Source organism: Pseudomonas sp. MWU13-2100 (assembly GCF_023242365.1).
Lineage (GTDB): Bacteria > Pseudomonadota > Gammaproteobacteria > Pseudomonadales > Pseudomonadaceae > Aquipseudomonas.
Genome location: NZ_JALLIX010000046.1, coordinates 18,147 through 34,495 on the forward strand (window position 1 = coordinate 18,147; position 16,349 = coordinate 34,495).

Annotated in this window: 15 protein-coding genes and 1 pseudogene; 12 read left to right on the forward strand and 4 right to left on the reverse strand. The window is 55.9% G+C overall.

Features of this window, described 5'->3' with window-relative positions:
- Positions 1-144: 144 nt before the first annotated feature.
- Positions 145-1,458 carry an MFS transporter gene (locus M5B99_RS24805; protein WP_248806532.1) on the reverse strand — a complete coding sequence of 438 codons (1,314 nt, stop codon included), beginning with the start codon at positions 1,456-1,458 and terminating at the stop codon, positions 145-147.
- 244 nt (positions 1,459-1,702) lie between these two features.
- On the opposite strand from M5B99_RS24805, the gene M5B99_RS24810 reads away from it, so the two are divergent.
- The 3 genes from M5B99_RS24810 to M5B99_RS24820 all read left to right on the forward strand — a co-directional run bounded on the left by M5B99_RS24810 (position 1,703) and on the right by M5B99_RS24820 (position 5,190).
- A complete protein-coding gene (locus tag M5B99_RS24810) occupies positions 1,703-2,581 on the forward strand; it encodes a LysR family transcriptional regulator (protein ID WP_248806533.1) in 879 nt (292 codons plus the stop codon).
- 332 nt (positions 2,582-2,913) lie between these two features.
- Complete coding sequence (locus tag M5B99_RS24815) at positions 2,914-4,212, forward strand: MFS transporter (protein WP_248806565.1); 1,299 nt, start codon at positions 2,914-2,916, stop codon at positions 4,210-4,212.
- Between the two features lie 204 nt (positions 4,213-4,416).
- The gene (locus tag M5B99_RS24820) at positions 4,417-5,190 is read left to right on the forward strand and encodes a substrate-binding domain-containing protein (protein WP_248806534.1); all 774 of its coding nucleotides are present in this window, start codon (positions 4,417-4,419) and stop codon (positions 5,188-5,190) included.
- 212 nt (positions 5,191-5,402) lie between these two features.
- On the opposite strand, the gene M5B99_RS24825 is transcribed toward M5B99_RS24820, so the two are convergent.
- Both M5B99_RS24825 and M5B99_RS24830 read right to left on the reverse strand, forming a co-directional pair.
- Positions 5,403-6,308: a LysR family transcriptional regulator gene (locus M5B99_RS24825; RefSeq protein ID WP_248806535.1), complete on the reverse strand. Its 906-nt coding sequence runs from the start codon at positions 6,306-6,308 to the stop codon at positions 5,403-5,405.
- A 145-nt stretch (positions 6,309-6,453) separates the two neighbouring features.
- Positions 6,454-7,473: a branched-chain amino acid aminotransferase gene (locus M5B99_RS24830; RefSeq protein WP_248806566.1), complete on the reverse strand. Its 1,020-nt coding sequence runs from the start codon at positions 7,471-7,473 to the stop codon at positions 6,454-6,456.
- 111 nt (positions 7,474-7,584) lie between these two features.
- Here M5B99_RS24830 and M5B99_RS24835 point away from each other — a divergent pair, with 111 nt between their 5' ends.
- Complete coding sequence (locus M5B99_RS24835) at positions 7,585-7,851, forward strand: hypothetical protein (RefSeq protein WP_248806536.1); 267 nt, start codon at positions 7,585-7,587, stop codon at positions 7,849-7,851.
- An 85-nt stretch (positions 7,852-7,936) separates the two neighbouring features.
- Here the strand turns inward: M5B99_RS24835 and M5B99_RS24840 are convergent, their stop codons facing one another.
- A complete protein-coding gene (locus M5B99_RS24840; RefSeq protein ID WP_248806537.1) occupies positions 7,937-8,845 on the reverse strand; it encodes an NAD(P)/FAD-dependent oxidoreductase in 909 nt (302 codons plus the stop codon).
- A 139-nt stretch (positions 8,846-8,984) separates the two neighbouring features.
- Here M5B99_RS24840 and M5B99_RS24845 point away from each other — a divergent pair, with 139 nt between their 5' ends.
- From M5B99_RS24845 to M5B99_RS24880, 8 genes and pseudogenes are all read left to right on the forward strand, one after another.
- Positions 8,985-9,470: an RrF2 family transcriptional regulator gene (locus M5B99_RS24845; RefSeq protein ID WP_248806538.1), complete on the forward strand. Its 486-nt coding sequence runs from the start codon at positions 8,985-8,987 to the stop codon at positions 9,468-9,470.
- Positions 9,467-9,664, forward strand: a pseudogene (locus tag M5B99_RS24850) (FKBP-type peptidyl-prolyl cis-trans isomerase); the annotation flags it as partial. The gene M5B99_RS24845 and the pseudogene M5B99_RS24850, both read left to right, overlap by 4 nt.
- A gap of 660 nt (positions 9,665-10,324) precedes the next feature.
- Positions 10,325-10,483 (forward strand): hypothetical protein, encoded by a 159-nt coding sequence (locus M5B99_RS24855; protein ID WP_248806539.1) that lies wholly within the window; start codon positions 10,325-10,327, stop codon positions 10,481-10,483.
- A gap of 63 nt (positions 10,484-10,546) precedes the next feature.
- The gene (locus M5B99_RS24860; protein WP_248806540.1) at positions 10,547-10,954 is read left to right on the forward strand and encodes a hypothetical protein; all 408 of its coding nucleotides are present in this window, start codon (positions 10,547-10,549) and stop codon (positions 10,952-10,954) included.
- A gap of 199 nt (positions 10,955-11,153) precedes the next feature.
- Positions 11,154-11,708: a hypothetical protein gene (locus M5B99_RS24865; protein ID WP_248806541.1), complete on the forward strand. Its 555-nt coding sequence runs from the start codon at positions 11,154-11,156 to the stop codon at positions 11,706-11,708.
- 225 nt (positions 11,709-11,933) lie between these two features.
- Entirely contained in the window at positions 11,934-12,308 is a 375-nt protein-coding gene (locus M5B99_RS24870; RefSeq protein ID WP_248806542.1) for a hypothetical protein, read from the forward strand.
- A complete protein-coding gene (locus tag M5B99_RS24875; protein WP_248806543.1) occupies positions 12,305-14,527 on the forward strand; it encodes a hypothetical protein in 2,223 nt (740 codons plus the stop codon). The genes M5B99_RS24870 and M5B99_RS24875 overlap by 4 nt, the downstream gene beginning before the upstream one ends.
- A 720-nt stretch (positions 14,528-15,247) precedes the next feature.
- A complete protein-coding gene (locus M5B99_RS24880) occupies positions 15,248-15,877 on the forward strand; it encodes a replication/maintenance protein RepL (RefSeq protein ID WP_248806544.1) in 630 nt (209 codons plus the stop codon).
- Positions 15,878-16,349: the final 472 nt, after the last annotated feature.

The following is a 16,349-nucleotide window of genomic DNA, read 5'->3' on the forward strand; positions in this document are numbered from 1 at the left end:
TTGTCGCGCGCACAGTACAACACTCGCGACAATCAGGCACTGACCACAGGCGTGTTCGAGGACAGAAGGGGGGACAAGGCAGACGCGTCTACAACAGCTCGACAAGCAGCAACACCCAACCTGGACCGGGCGGTTGCACCGGCGTCAAGCCGGGTTGCGCGCCGCCAGTCGGGAGAAGCTCGCCAGACAGGCCACGGCGGCAAAGCCGGCACCGATATACAGCGCCAGGATAGGTCCGGAGTGGCTCGACAAACCGAAACTCAGCGCCACCAGTGCAGCCCCGGTGGACTGGCCGAGCAAACGCGCGGTGGCAATCGTCCCGCTCGCCCCGCTGCTGCGCTCACGCGGTGCACTGGTCATCAGTGCTTTCTGGTTCGGCGACTGGAAGAAACCGAAGCCCAGGCCACAGATCACCATGCGCACACCGATCTCCAGGACGCTCGGATCCGCCGGCAGCATCGCCAGAGACAACATGCCCAGCGACAACACGCCCAAGCCGATGCCGCCGAGCAGGCCCGGCGGATAGCGGTCCGACAGACGCCCGGCAAACGGCGCGATCAACGCCACTACCACCGACCAGGGTGTCATCAGGTAGCCGGTCTGAACCGGGTCACGGCCCAATACCGTCTCGAAGAAAAACGGCAGCGAAACGAAGGCCAGGCCCTGGGTGGCGAAGGAACAAACGGCCGTGAGGGCCGACAGGGCAAACATCGGACGCTTGAGCAGGTCGATCGGAAACATCGGTGCCGGGTGCCCGGCCTCGCGACGCAGCATCAGGCCACCGGCGCAGACACAGACCAGCAACGCCAGACAGATCGGCAGCGCGCCAGCAAACTGCGCGCCCTCCCCCAGCGCATAGATCAGCGAGCCGAAGGTCACGACACTCAGGCCGGCCGTCCCCCAGGCAAAGCGCTGACCGTTGGGCGGTGTATGCGGCAACGACGGAATGGCCATGGCCAGGGCGACCAGGCCAATCGGAATATTCACCCCGAACAGCCAGGGCCAATTGGCCACGGACAGGATCAGCGAGGCCACTGTCGGCCCGGCGGCGAACGACATGCCCACCACCAGAGCATTGAGGCCCATGCCCCTGCCGAGCTTTTCCGGGGGAAACAGACTGAAGATCAACGCGCCGTTGACGCTCATGATCGCGCTCGCCCCCACGCCCTGGAGGACCCGGGCCAGGGTCAACTCGGTGAGGGTGCTGGACATTGCACACAGCGCCGATGAGACGGTGAACAACACCAGACCGAACAGATAGATCTTGCGATGGCCGATCACGCCGCCGAACGAGGCGAAGGCCAGGATGGTCGCCATCGCCGACAACTGGTAGGCGTTGATGATCCACACCGAGGCTGCCGGTGTGGTGTGCAGGCTGGTGGCGATGGCCGGCAGCGCTGTGTTGGCGATGGCGGTGTCCAGCGAAGCCAGGGCGATGGAGATCAGGATCGCCAACATGCCACTGACCTGACGCGATAAACGCGGTCTGAAAATTCCCGATAAGCCGCTGATCGCACACCCCCGAAACCCGCTGACCAGAGCGGATCATAGCGTTTTGCCCAATATCGATGACGACGTTTTGCTGAACCACGGCTATACGACATCGAGCGCGGGTTCAGCCGGCGTCTGCGCCCATGGTGATCCCCTAGTCTCACTTGATAAACTAGCGCTTTCTTGGATCACTCCCAATAAAAGGTTGGCAATGGACGTTCTGGCAAGCATGAAGGTCTTCGTCAAGGTGGTGGATCACGGCAGCTTCAGCGCCGCGGCGCAGTCCATCGGGATTTCCTCGACCATGGTCGGCAACCATGTCCAGGGCCTGGAGAAACACCTGGGCACGCGCCTGCTGCATCGCACCACCCGGCGCCAGAGCCTGACCGAGATCGGCCAGGGTTATTACACCCAGTGCCTGGCGATCCTCGGGCAGATCGAACACGCCGAATTGATTGCCCGGGAACAGCGCGCCCATCCCCGCGGCCGCTTGCGGGTCAGTGCCTCGCCGACCCTGGCCTCGGATCGGCTGATCCCGGCAATCGCCGCCTACCTCAAGGCCTACCCGGAAGTGGAGATCGAGTTGAAGTTCAACGATCGGGTGGTTGACCTGGTGGAGGATGGTTACGACCTGGTGTTTCGCTACGGCGAATTGCCCAGCAGCGGGCTGGTAGGGCGCCTGCTGAGCAAGAACCGGCGCATCGCCTGCGCTTCACCAGCGTATCTGCAAGCCCACGGTACGCCGCAGGTGCCGGAGGATCTGCGGCAACATAACTGCCTGGTATTCCTGCGGGCCACGCCGCAGCGCGACTGGTTGTTCCACGGTGCGAGCAGCCAGAGTATCCGGGTAGACGGGCAACTGGCGGCCAATAACGGCACCGCGTTGATGAACGCGGCGCTGGAAGGCATCGGTATCGTCCTGCTACCGCAGACACTGGTGGAAGACGCCCTGAAGGACGGGCGCCTGGTCCACCTGCTGCCCGACCACGAGACCCTGGATCGGCCACTGCATCTGGTTTACCTGCCGGATAAGCAGATGACGCCCAAGCTGAGCAGTTTTATCGAGTTCATGGTCAGGCGCTTTGCCTGAGACAGCGCCACAAGAAGACCTCAAGCCGAGCCTGTCCTTGTGGCGAGCGGGCTTGCCCGCGCTGGGCGGCGAAGCGGCCCTGAAACCTGCGAATCCGCTGCATCAGGTAGACCGAGGTAGCTGGTTTTGCGACTGCTGCGCAGCCGAACGCGGGCAAGCCCGCTCGCCACAGTACCCGCCACACCTTGAGCGGAAATATTCAGTATTAATCCGCCATGCGCATCAATCCATTCTAAAAATGCACTTATCAAATCTATAGCGCTGCTCCAGTATCCCGTCCAATAAAAATCTGCACTGCGATGCAGGCCATAAAAATGCTGGAGACCTTCACGATGCACGCCACGACACCGACCGCCAGTTCCGCCCGTGCCAAGGCGGGCGCGGTATTTCGCGTTACTTCGGGCAACTTCCTCGAACAGTTCGACTTCTTCCTGTTCGGCTTCTACGCCACCTATATCGCCGCCGCCTTCTTCCCTGCCAGCAGTGAGTTCGCCTCGCTGATGATGACCTTTGCCGTGTTCGGCGCCGGCTTCCTGATGCGGCCGCTGGGTGCCGTGATCCTCGGCGCCTATATCGATGACGTCGGTCGGCGCAAAGGCCTGATCGTCACCCTGTCGATCATGGCCAGCGGCACCATCCTGATCGTGCTCGTGCCCGGCTACGAAAGCATCGGCCTGCTGGCCCCGGCCCTGGTCTTGATCGGCCGCCTGCTCCAAGGCTTCTCCGCCGGCGCCGAACTGGGCGGTGTCTCGGTCTATCTGTCGGAAATCGCCACACCGGGCCGCAAGGGTTTCTTCACTGCCTGGCAGTCCTGCAGCCAGCAAGTGGCCGTGGTCATCGCGGCGGCCCTGGGCTACGGATTGAACCAGTGGATGTCGGCCAGCGTGGTCGCCGATTGGGGTTGGCGCATCCCGTTTCTGGTCGGTTGCATGATCGTGCCGTTTATCTTCCTGCTGCGTCGCAACCTGGCGGAAACCGAGGAGTTCGCCAAGCGCAAGCACCGTCCGGGCATGCGCGAGGTATTCAACACCCTGGCGCAGAACTGGGTCATAGTGGTTGCCGGCATGCTGATGGTCGCGCTGACCACCACCGCGTTCTACCTGATCACCGTGTATGCGCCGACCTTCGGCAAGACCGTGCTACACCTGAGCACCGCCGACAGCCTGCTGGTGACCTTACTGGTGGGGGTTTCGAACTTCTGCTGGCTGCCCCTGGGCGGCGCCCTCTCCGACCGTATCGGTCGCCGTCCGGTGCTGCTGGCCATGTCCGGGATGACCCTGGCCACGGCCTATCCGGCCCTGTCCCTGCTGGTCCAGGCGCCGAGTTTCACCAGCATGCTGCTGGTGCTGCTGTGGTTCTCGTTCCTCTACGGGATGTACAACGGCGCGATGGTCGCGGCCCTGACCGAGATCATGCCGGTGGAAGTCCGGGTGGCCGGTTTCTCCCTGGCCTACAGTCTGGCGACAGCGGTGTTCGGCGGGTTCACGCCGGCGATCTCCACCGCCCTGATCCAGTACACCGGGGACAAGGCCTCGCCGGGCTACTGGATGAGTTTCGCCGCGCTCTGCGCCCTGTGCGCGACGCTGTTTCTCTATCGCAAGGCCAGGGTGCAGTTCCAGCCAGCGATGTAAGTCCGGTGTTTTTAGGGTGACCTGAAGGGCCTCTTCGCGGGCAAGCTCCGCTCCCACAGTGTCCGAGTTGTACGCCTGATCTGTGTATAACCGAGAACTTGTGGGAGCGGAGCTTGCCCGCAAAGACCGCGGAACAGGCACCACAGACTCATGAGCCTTGAGCCCAAGCCCGCCTTTTCAATACCAAAAAACAAGAGAGATCCGATGAAAGCAGTGATTCTCAAACTCACCCTGCTCGGCAGCCTGACCCTGGCAAGCCTGGCGACCCAGGCCGAAGAAATCCGCGTGATGACCTCCGGCGGCTTCACCGCTGCCTACAAGCTCCTCGGCCCGAAATTCGCCGCTGACAGCGGCAACACCCTCGACACCATTCTCGGTCCGTCCATGGGCAAGGCCCCGGAAGCCATTCCCAACCGGCTGGAGCGCGGTGAAAAAGCCGATGTGCTGATCATGGTCGGTTATGCCCTCGACGAATTGATCAAGCAAGGCAAGGTCCTGCCCGGCTCACGGGTCGAACTGGCCGACTCGCGGATCGGCCTGGTGGTGCGCGCCGGCAGTGCCCAGCCGACCATCGGTACCGAGCAAGAGTTGAAAGACACTTTGCTCAAGGCCAAGTCCGTGGCCTACTCCGACAGTGCCAGTGGCGTGTATATCCAGGATCAGCTGTTCAGGCGCCTGGGCATTGAAACGCAACTCAAGCCCAAGGCGACCATGGTGCCGAAAATCCCGGTGGCTTCGGTGGTGGCCAACGGTGACTATCAACTGGGCTTCCAGCAGGTCAGCGAACTGCTGCCGGTGCCAGGGGTGACCTATGTCGGCAAGATCCCGGAATCGGTGCAGTCGGTGACGCGGTTTGCCGCCGGGATTCCGGTGGGGGCCGAGCATCCCGCACAGGCCAAGGCCTTGCTTGACTACCTCGCCGCTCCGGCAGCCCAGGCCACCGTGAAGGCCACCGGGCTGGACTCCATTGCGCATTGAGGACACGCGCCTTGTGACAGTCCTTCCGACGACAGGATCTTCAAGTCATTCGGTGCCCATACTGACGCCATCGCCGGCAAGCCGGCTCCTACGGGCTTGTGTCGTACGCAAATCCTACGTTCGACATCGCCCCTTGTAGGAGCTGGCTTGCCAGCGATGAAGCCCTCAAGCCTTGCGGCGTCCGCTCCAACGCCATCGCCGGCAAGCCGGGCCTACACATGCGAAACTTTCATTTCCACAATCAGCCGCTCCAGCTCCAGCGCCGCCGGGGTCAGCACTCGTCCCCGGCGCTTGAGCAGCCCGACCTTGCGCATCACCTCCGGCTCGATCAGCGGCACACTGGTGAGAATCGGATGCTCATCGCCCACCGGCATCGCCATGGTCGGCACCGCCGCGATCCCCAATCCCGCCTCCACCAGACCGATCATGGTGGTGACGTGCCGGGTTTCACACACCCCGGTTTTCTGCGCCTCGATGCCCACCAGCGCCTGGTCGAGCAGGAAACGATTGCCCGAAGTCCTGTCGAGGCTGATGTAGTCCTGCTGGTACAGCTCGGTCCAGGTCACGCTGGCCCGGCCGGCCAATGGATGATCGCGGCGACAGGCCATGACATAACGCTCCTCGACCAATAGCTCGAATTCGATTTCCGCTTGCAGGTTACCAGTGAAGCTCAGGCCGAAATCCGCCTCGCCACTGAGCACGGCGGCATGCACGTCATTGGCGCTGGAGTCGAGCACCTTGACCTTGATCTTCGGGTATTGCCGGTGATAGTGGGCCACCACCTTGGGCATGAAGTAATAGGCCGCCGAAGGTACACACGCCACAGTGACATGCCCAAGCCGGGTCGAAGCCACGTCGGTGATGCCCAGCAGTGCGAGGTCCAGGTCGTCCAACAGCCGCTCCACCGTCGGCGCGAACGCCCTGCCCACCTGGGTCAGGCTGACCCGCCGGGTGGTACGCTCGAACAACCGGACCCCCAGGGCCTCCTCGAGCTTGTCCACACGCCGACTCAAGGCCGGCTGGGAAATGTTGATCGCCTGGGCCGCCTTGCGAAAACTGCCCTGCTCGACCACGGCACGGAAGGCTTGCAAGTCGTTCAAATCGAAGTTGATGGCCACCGGGCTGACTCGTCGGAAACTGATTGATCAGTTTAACGCACGAGTCCGTTGATTCGATGCATGGGTCGAACTGAATGTGCGTCATTCATCCGACAATAAAAAGCCCGGCCTCATGACTCAGACCAGGCTCTTCAGACTGCCCGGATCAGACTTTGACGATCCAACCCGCCGGGGCTTCGACGTCGCCGGTCTGGACGCCGGTCAGTTCATTGTACAGGCGCTGGGTCACCGGACCGACTTCGGTCTCACTGTGGAACACGTGCAGCTTGCCGTTGTACTCGATGCCACCAATCGGCGTGATCACCGCGGCAGTACCGCAGGCACCGGCTTCCTTGAAGTCAGCGATCTTGTCGATCAGCACATCGCCCTCGATGACCTTCAGGCCCAGACGCGATTCGGCCAGTTCGATCAGCGACAGACGGGTGATGCCCGGCAAGACCGAAGGCGACTTCGGTGTGACGAATTCGTTGTTGTGGGTGATGCCGAAGAAGTTGGCAGAACCGACTTCCTCGATCTTCGAGTGGGTCAGCGGGTCCAGGTAGATGGCGTCGGCAAAGCCACGCTTCTTGGCTTCGGCACCCGGCATCAGGCTGGCGGCGTAGTTGCCACCGACCTTGGCCGCGCCGGTGCCTTGTGGAGCGGCACGGTCATAGCTGGAGATCACGAAGTTGTGCGGCTTCATACCGCCCTTGAAGTAGGCGCCGACCGGGATGCAGAAGATCGAGAAAATGAACTCGGGAGCGGTACGCACGCCGATGTTGTCACCCACGCCGATCACAAACGGGCGCAGGTACAGCGCGCCGCCGGTACCGTAAGGCGGGATGAAACGCTCGTTGGCGCGGACCACCTGCTTGCAGGCTTCGATAAACACGTCGGTCGGTACGTGCGGCATCAGCAGGCGCGAGCAGCTGCGCTGCATGCGCGCGGCGTTCTGGTCAGGGCGGAACAGGTTGATCGAACCGTCCTTGCAACGGTAGGCCTTCATGCCTTCGAAGCACTGTTGGCCGTAGTGCAGCGCGGTCGAACCTTCGCTGATATGCAGGACGTTGTCTTCGGTCAGCGTACCCTTGTCCCACTCACCGTTACGGTAGTACGACAGGTAGCGCTTGTCGGTCTTGACGTAATCGAAACCCAGCTTGTCCCAGTTAATGCTTTCCTGACCCATGGCACCCTCAATCATCTGATAACCGCCTGAATCGCTCAGGCTTATGACATTTTTTTCGCAGGCAACCACAATACTCTATTCAGACAGGAAATCGCAGCCTGGACGACGTGCATGTCCTACATGCGTTTATGCCCGGTCCCCCAGCGGGCGACCTTCAGCCGGCAGGGAGCGGTGACGCGGCCTGGCGTCCAAAGCGGGTTTGAAGCGTTCGATTTCGTCACCGGTGTCGAACTGTCGGCCACATTCGCTCAACTGGTGCAACTGTGCCCGGCACTCGGCCAGTTCCCGGCGAGCCCTGCGCTCACGACAGAGCAGCACCCCGATCAACGCAATCACGAGCACTGCGACAACAGCCTCAAGCCATGGGGCCATCATTGAAAAACAGCCAATTTGAACATAGGTACACGACGGATAAATGGTCAGTGGCCATCTTGCTCCGAACGGAACGTGCGCCCATATTTTTTTAATGGGTCGCGGTTTCGGCCATCAACGACTGATGAACAGCGAAGCCGGCCATGACCCCGGCCGCTGAAGCCAGCGTCGCGTTATGCATCGGACTGGCCGCATCACCGGCGGCAAACACCCCCGGCACGCTGGTTTCCTTGCGCTCGTCGACCCGTATGTAAAAGCCCTGGAGCCCCTCCTCGAACAGGCACCCCAACTGTTCCGCCAGCGGGCTGGCCATATGGGTTTTCGGCCCGGTGAACAGCGCCTGGACCTCGATCAGCCGACCATCGCTCAAGCGCACTGCCTCAAGCGCCGGCGCCTGGCCCAGCAACTCGACCACCGGGGTCCGCTCGATCCGTACACCGCGCGCTTGCAGATGGATCAGTTGCTCGGCATCGGGTTCATGGATCCCCTGGGTGAAATACACCGTCGGCCCCCAATCGGGGATCATCCCGGCCTGGTGCGCGGAAAACGGCATGGTCGCCAGCACTCCCAAGGACAAATCACGGACTTCATAACCATGGCAATACGGGCAATGCAGCACCGTGCTGCCCCAACGCTCCCGCAGACCGGGAATCGCCGGCAATTCATCGCGCAGGCCGGTGGCCAGGACCAACCGGGCCGCCAGCGCTTCCCGCCCATCGGCCAACACCACGGCAAACCCGGCATCGACCTGGCGCGCCGACACCACCTCACCTTGCACGAACTCAATGCTCGGATAGCGCAACAACTGACGCAGCCCCTCGTCCCGAATCGCCCGGGGTGACTGGCCGTCCTGTCCCAGGAAGCCATGGGCCGTCGCCGCGAACCGATTACGCGGCCGGTCGGAATCGATCAGCAATACCCTCTGCCGGGCCCGAGCCAACTGCATGGCCGCCGACAACCCGGCAAAACTGGCACCCACCACCACTACAAAATGCGACATGAACAGAACACCTCTTGGATCGAATTTACGGAACTTTATAAGTTACGTAATAGTCCCACGTCAACTCCTGTAACTCGTCTTGTTACGGACGGTCGATTTTGCTATATCTGTGCTCTGTTTTTTTCCTGCGAAACCGCCCATGCGCAACGACAGTCGCCTTTCCCGCATGCTCCACGTGTTGATCCACATGGATCAGCACGACCAGCGCACCACTTCCGAGACCATTGCGCAGATGCTGCGCACCAACCCGGTAGTGGTCCGCCGAACCATGGCCGGGCTGCGGGATCACGGTTATGTGCACTCGGAAAAAGGCCACGGCGGCGGCTGGACCCTGGCCCGGCCCCTGAGCGAGATCACCTTGCTGGATATCCACCGGGCCCTCGGCGCGCCCGAAGTGTTTGCCATGGGCCTGTCGCGAGAAGAACCGCAGTGCCTGGTGGAACAGGCGGTCAACGCCCGGCTGACCGATGTCCTGCAGGAAGCCGAAGCGCTGCTGATCACGCGCCTGGGGCAAGTCACCCTGGCCGAGCTGGCGAGTGATTTCGACCGACGCCTGGCACAGAAACGCCTGGAAAACCCCGACCTGGAAATCCTGCATGGGCTACCGTCCCTGGAGAAGTCATGACAAACACTGAATTGCAGGTGACGGACCTGCTGGAAGGCGACGGCAAGGCCGTGGTCAAGGGCGCGTTGATCACCACGCACTATCGAGGCACACTCGAGGATGGTAGCGAGTTCGACTCGTCCCATGGCCGGGGCAAGCCGTTCCAATGCGTGATCGGCACGGGACGAGTGATCAAGGGCTGGGAGCAACACCTTTCTATGTAGGTTTTTAAAATTCATACCGCTTGTCAGAAAATAGATATGCCAGCATCAGATGGACATCGCTAGAAGCCACGCAGAATAAGACTTATGCCATATCGACCATGATTAAAGCATTCTAATTTGAATAAAATAGTTGCTATTTTTGCAAGATAATGCTTGCAATTTTCGGAAACATGTGTATAATAGGACATGTAGAGAGCGAGAAATAAACATCCCCTCTTTACAGGCCACCTTCGATGGTTTCCTGATCCTTACAGAGTGGATGGCAAAACTCTTAGGCAGTTAACGAAACTGTCGCTGTGATAGTGTGTCTCGCATCAGGATTATGGATTGGTCCAGACATACAAGAATTCCCCCTCGTAATGCTCGTAACATCCCCGACATGATGTGAATCCTTTAAAGGCTCTAATTAGAGTCTTTATTTTTGCTCTCGTGTCCTTAGCGTAAACATCACACCGTCAAACATATCCAGCCAAGGAGAACTCATGGCCGTAGAACGCCTATGCCCGCAATGCGGCATAACGCACAAAGTAAAACGCATCACCAAAGTGTACTGCTCGACCCTATGCAGGGTTAATGCATTCAATTCCAAGAAACGTCAACTGGTGCAATTGCCAGAACATCAATCACAACAACCACAGGAGAATCTAATACATGAATACTGCTGAAGAACAACGACAGGCTGACTCACTCGAATACCTACGGAGTTACGTACTGAAGCACTGCCACCACATGAGCCCGCAGCAGATTGCAGATGAGCTTCAAGTGCCGCTGTTTGCAGTGAAGCTCTATTACCCGAACGAAGCTCGATAACCAACAACACCCACGCCACCAAGAAAGGAGATAACTCACCACTATGATAAGGAAAACACCACCATGGCAACATACTTCGTTGTTAACGCTCCATCCAATCTGATTGTTGGAATAGTAACATCCTCGTACATCCCTGCTAACACTGCGCTCAAGACATTCGTTCTCAGCAATGAGAAGTCGTTGGACTTTTATTATCGTCACTTGAAGAAGGACGCTGACACTCTACTGGACATCGGTGAGTTGATGCAGAAGTCTTCGTTTGTTAATGATCGTGTGACCAAGGGCAAGGGTGGCGCTAAGCCAATGAGTCAGCGAATCCGTGCTGAACAAGATAAGCATAAGCCTTCCCGAGAAGAAGAAGTTAGAAACTACCTAGTTCAACATTCTCTAGCCAGTGCTGATGACCTTAGTGACGCACTCCACACCGGAATTGTAGCCGCCCGTGCCTATATGATCCGTTACGGATACTGAGACTAGCTACAAACGATTATACGGGGCTATGAAGGCGTTTCTCCTGCAATTAAGGCCATAGTGCCAGTTGCAGCTAAACGTGCTCTACAGCCCTTATAGACCGCATATCAAACCATTGAAAACATCACCATCTCAGCCCTTCCTGGGCCGTAGACCAATATCGCCCTGTCGGGCAAACACTAATATGAGGAAACACACAATGTCTATTACCACCCCAATTATGCAACACGTATTCAGTACCGCCGAATATAAAGCTCGTTGCCAACATGCTGAAACCACCTACCGTAAAACAATTGAATCTCCTGACCGGGTTGGCAATGTAGGCGGTATTGTTGAGTTCGTAAGCAATACAGTTGCTGAAGGCGTTGAGATGTATCACCAGAAACGTTGTGAAGGCTTTATCCCTCTAGACCTAATGAAAGCCGAGGCAATCACAGTAGTTTCAGGCTTCCCTAGTTACATGAAAATCCGTATGCATAAAACTGAGGAAGCACAGCAAGCTGACCTCGCCATTATCTTCGACCAAGTACGGACTCAGTATCAGACAGACATTGACGTTGCACTTGAGTGTCATCTGGTTGAGCAGGTTGCCATGATGGTGGCAAATGAAGAGAAGGCACGGATTGAAGCCGAAGCTAAACGCATCACTAAGCTGGAAGCCACCAAACGTAAGGAGTTGCTAGCAGCCCGTGACAAACTAAAAGCCCAGTTGATTGCAGAGGGGAAGCTAACTGAAGAAGGAGTAGCACAATGAGTACGCATGAAATTCTCAAGGCAAAGTATGCACCAGAGGAACCGAAGGCCCTAGAGGTAGTTGCTGAGACCCCGACACTTAACAGGAGCTATGAAGAGCTATTAGCCCTATACGAAAAAATCTTAGAAGTAAGTGGTAAGTCCTCTACCAAGTTGGAGGGTTCAGCCCTGATTGAACATATCCTACAACTGAACCGAGAGTCACAAACCAAGAGGAAGTTGTCCAATGCGTAAGTTACAACAGCATATTAATTACATTGCTCAGGAGGGGACTCAGCGGAGTGCCTTTCTCCTCGCCGGAGCAGATATAAATATGAAGCAGCTAACACAAGACCTTCGCTGTTTGATGTCCGGCCATTTTGGCAGGAAGAGCCTTAAGTACGTTTGGTTCAAGGTTTCTGGTGGAGTTGTTCTATTGGTGAGCGGGAGCAAGGTAGTAATCGAGACTGTTGAGAGCTACCTGGGTGACTCAGGTGATTGTCAAGAGTTTACGGTATTGTATCGCGGGCATGGTGTCAAAATCTTCAACAGCATTGTGAGTAAGAAATTAGTCGACTATGACCAGTCAACCCCGGGTCATTCGTTTGGAGCAAGCCGATGAGCCTCCACGAATCAATTGCCCAGCTAACGGGCAATCTTAGCTTTCTAGTTGACCTAAGTGGCCTAACTAGATTCGACAATAGTCTGAATCAAATCTCTAAACGTATGACCGCCCTCAGTGCCCAAGCGGATAAACTAGCTGCGAAGCTAGGGGGAGTCTCTCCTAAGAGTTCTACGCAAAAGTTAGATGCGTCTGTGGAACAGTCCAAGGGCCGTACATTGAAGTTGGAAACCGAACTAGCCAAGGCACAGAGAGCTACTTTTGCAGCCGAGCTTCAACAGAGTAAGCTGAAATTTTCCGGACTCAAGGAAGAAGCTTTCCTAAGTACACAATCCCTCAAGCAGAAACAGCTTCAGGCAGTGTTGGAAACCAAGTCCGCCAAAGTTGAACAGGAGCACTTGAGAACCCAAGGAATTCAATTAAAAAATCAGCATAGTGTAGAGACCGCCAAATTACGTCAGTCACGCCTAGAGGAAATTCTACGTCAACAGCAAGCCAAGACTCTCCTATTACAAGAGAAACAAGTAGCGGCCCTCTCAGCGACTCAAAGAGCCGAACTAATTTTACAACAAGCGAGAGAACGAGGTCAGCGAGCCACTGAGCGTTATCAACAGCGTATGGCTGATCGAAAGGCCCGTGAGCTTAAACTGGAAGAGAATACTGCCCGGCAGGCGGCTAAGTTTAAATGGGCAGAAAATCGCCAAACAGTGTGGCAAGCTCGCCAGGACACTCCAGCACCTGTTGTAGCAGAGTCAGGTGGCCTGGGCATGGTTGGTGCCCTGTCCGGTATCGCAATGGCTGTATACGCCATCTCAAGTGCTGCCAGCATGCTTACAGCCCGAGTGGAGCATAGACAGGAAAGTACAGCTAATTCTCAACAATTCGACTTTGCTCTAATGTCGGCCTCTGAAGATCCCAAGGTTCGTGACACTCTTAACAAGCGGTATAAAGAGACTTTCACAGATTACGGGATGGAAATCGATACGGAGTCAGCTCGCCAGTACAACAATAGTTCCGCCAGTCTTATGAAGCATGGCTACTCACCTGAAAAAGCCGCCGATGTTCTGGACGATCGATATGCCGCATTCCGTATTGGTAATGTCTCAGATGCTAACCAGCGGCGTATCGCACTTCACCTTGACCATATTTTGGCTCAAGGCCATGCAACAGGCCAGAACACCCGCCCATTAATGGCAGAACTAGGTGGCAAGATATCTCAAGATGTGTATGTGGGGACAGCTCATGCTCTTGGCTACAAGGGTAAAGATGATAAGGCCCAAGAGTTCTTCTATAAACAACAAAAGGCCGGGAAGTTAACCGCAGACGCTTTTTATGCTGGCATCCATCAAGCTGTTATTAATAACCCTGAAGTATTGGCACGACACAAGGGCAGTATTGAAGCACAAGAGGCACGATTGAAGAATGACAAGTTCTTACAGACCGATAACATCCAGAAAGATCCTCAGCTCATAGGAGCCCTCGGTGATCGTATCGCGGCTGAACGGGAACTAGTGGCTGCCATGGCACCAGTGAATAACGCCCTCAAGGATTTTGATCGGGCCTTGACGCAGTTTCAAACAGGGCTGCTCCGTACATTAGTAGGGAAGAATTTTGACGGTACGGTTCAAGACTCTGCTCAACGTGCTGCCGATGTCGCTTCTGTCGGGACTGTTGAAGGACCTGCCGTAGACCCAAGTGCCTTAACTGGAAAAACAGTTAGTGCTGATAGGGATAACATCCGTGATCCCGTTGACGTTTTATGGCGATGGTTATTTAATGTTGATCAAGATAAGGATAAGGTCGGCCCAGCAAGCAACTTGAAAGTATCAGCCCCTGATCCATTCAGCCCAGTTCCTACACTGGACACTTCGAAGTTTGATACAAGCCGTTTACCTATAAAGTTAGAAGACCTGATGCAAACACCAATACTTCAGGGGATGGTAAAGATGGCTGTGGCTGATGCTAACAACAATCCGCAAGCGACAGGAATCATGTCTAGTAATGATGCATTCTACAAAGCTTCTCAAGCACCTTCAGTCACGAATAACAATACGACGAACAACACTACTACTAATGCTCCGATAACTAACATTACCGTGAATACTAGCACTGGTGCTGATCCTCATGAGATTGCAGAGCACGCTAGAAGTGTAGTTCATAGCGAACTGCGGGCAGTGTTCGATACATCCAATACAGCCATCGGCACGAAAGCTCAGTAAATAACGATTAGCGGTTGACTATTGGCCGCTTTTTCCTCTAACCACTTTATTAGGAGATCACCTATTTTAATCAAAGCCATGTTGTATATAGCCGCCTTCCAAATCGCGGCTATTGGCGGACTCACACTCTACTCATACGCCCACTCTCAAGAAGAGAATAGAAAGTATGCCCTGATGGCAGAGCGTAACGCCATTGCCGCTAGCAATGAATTCACCCTGAATTTCTACAAGCAGACCGTAGTAGATCGAAGTCAAGATCGTGCAGATATGCAGTTATGGGTGGATCGTCAGATCACTCTACGATTAGCTCAAGCTGCAATACCCCAACCCACCTCAATAACAACAGGAGAGTAAACATGTATTACAGAACACAATCAGAAGCCATGACAGCAGCATACGCTCTGGCAGCATCAACAGGAAAACGTGTATGGCGTCATATGGTCGAAAGCAAGTACGGGGTGCCACGTTGGATTGTCTCATTTATTGAATGCCGCCAGACAGCCCTACAGGAGCTTACAGACTGACTCACAACATCTACGCTTGACACAGCGACCATCTTCCTATATTTTTCACCGACATCGCAGCCAACCGAACCGCATCCACCACTGAAACACAGTGAGCCTGGAGCGCGGTATTTTTGCGTCTGCGATTTGAACAAACCAACCCGGCACTACCCGAGAGGAATTGCCTATTGAACAGAACTGAACAAGGAGCCCCACCATGCATGACGTACATCCACTGATTACCGCAACCACCCTCATCAGTGCTGACGGTTTGATCATTGACAAACACACTGGTGAAATCCACGGGCACGATAGTAAGCCTTCTGTATTCTCTGGTGTTATCAACTACCAACGTGAACTGGGCAAGTGCCGAAGTGTGGACGACTTCCAGGATCATCTGAGCCACTTTGATCGACGTACATTGCCGCCCCACGAACTACACCCGCTACACGAACAAGTTGACTATGCCCATGGCCTATGGCGTCGCACTGGTGTTGACTGCCGTATCACCATCCCACAGCTACGCTTACTGGAGAAGTTGCACGATCTTGTTCTCTATCGTAATGTCATCTTCATGACTCAGGCGGGTTTGGCTAAGTCACTGGGCACCGCTGAATCAAACCTGATGAAGAAGCTGAAGGTGTTGATGGATGCCAACATGCTCAGAGTGTCCACGTCACGGAGTGACAATATCCGTAAGGGCGAGATCAAACTATCCTTGAATCCACGATTGGTCTTTCGAGGCCACGACAAGGCCCAGGGGCACTATATCCAAGAGTGGTATCGCCCGGTAGGCAGCCTGCACACTGAGACTGGAGCAGGCGAGCACCTCGCCATTGCAGCGTAACTTCCCGTAATCCTCCCGTAGGTAATTTAAAAAACCTACGCAAGAATTGGGCTGGAAGCCACGTAATACAAGAGGGTCGAAAAATTCCTATTATATAAAAGAGTTCTTCGGCGACCTTCGTCGAAGGGATTGCACGGTAAGCGAGAGCTTACAGGTTTACCCTGTGAAGGAACTTCACGTTTAATCCCCTTGCAAGAGAGGCGATAGCTTCGAAGGGTACAGGCAGATATATTGATGATAATCAATCTGCCAGAAAAGAAAGGTATTACTCAGACCTACGGTCTGGGGTATCCATTCGCTAACGCTACAGTGAGCACACATGAATACTGCCGTATTCTTCTTGTGCACAGTAAACAAGATCAAGATCAAAGGCCAGCCGCAGGCTGATCATATTGATTATTGAAATTGATTCTCTCAGACCGCTAGGTCACAGGTAGTACACTTTGCATAGGCGGATTGATTATCATCATTC

Coding starts and splice junctions, on each gene's coding strand:
- M5B99_RS24805 (WP_248806532.1), bottom strand. CDS start 1,458: ATGTTGGCGATCCTGATCTCCATCGCCCTGGCTTCGCTGGACACCGCC.
- M5B99_RS24810 (WP_248806533.1), top strand. CDS start 1,703: ATGGACGTTCTGGCAAGCATGAAGGTCTTCGTCAAGGTGGTGGATCAC.
- M5B99_RS24815 (WP_248806565.1), top strand. CDS start 2,914: ATGCACGCCACGACACCGACCGCCAGTTCCGCCCGTGCCAAGGCGGGC.
- M5B99_RS24820 (WP_248806534.1), top strand. CDS start 4,417: ATGAAAGCAGTGATTCTCAAACTCACCCTGCTCGGCAGCCTGACCCTG.
- M5B99_RS24830 (WP_248806566.1), bottom strand. CDS start 7,473: ATGGGTCAGGAAAGCATTAACTGGGACAAGCTGGGTTTCGATTACGTC.
- M5B99_RS24835 (WP_248806536.1), top strand. CDS start 7,585: ATGTCCTACATGCGTTTATGCCCGGTCCCCCAGCGGGCGACCTTCAGC.
- M5B99_RS24840 (WP_248806537.1), bottom strand. CDS start 8,845: ATGTCGCATTTTGTAGTGGTGGTGGGTGCCAGTTTTGCCGGGTTGTCG.
- M5B99_RS24845 (WP_248806538.1), top strand. CDS start 8,985: ATGCGCAACGACAGTCGCCTTTCCCGCATGCTCCACGTGTTGATCCAC.
- M5B99_RS24855 (WP_248806539.1), top strand. CDS start 10,325: ATGAATACTGCTGAAGAACAACGACAGGCTGACTCACTCGAATACCTA.
- M5B99_RS24860 (WP_248806540.1), top strand. CDS start 10,547: ATGGCAACATACTTCGTTGTTAACGCTCCATCCAATCTGATTGTTGGA.
- M5B99_RS24865 (WP_248806541.1), top strand. CDS start 11,154: ATGTCTATTACCACCCCAATTATGCAACACGTATTCAGTACCGCCGAA.
- M5B99_RS24870 (WP_248806542.1), top strand. CDS start 11,934: ATGCGTAAGTTACAACAGCATATTAATTACATTGCTCAGGAGGGGACT.
- M5B99_RS24875 (WP_248806543.1), top strand. CDS start 12,305: ATGAGCCTCCACGAATCAATTGCCCAGCTAACGGGCAATCTTAGCTTT.
- M5B99_RS24880 (WP_248806544.1), top strand. CDS start 15,248: ATGCATGACGTACATCCACTGATTACCGCAACCACCCTCATCAGTGCT.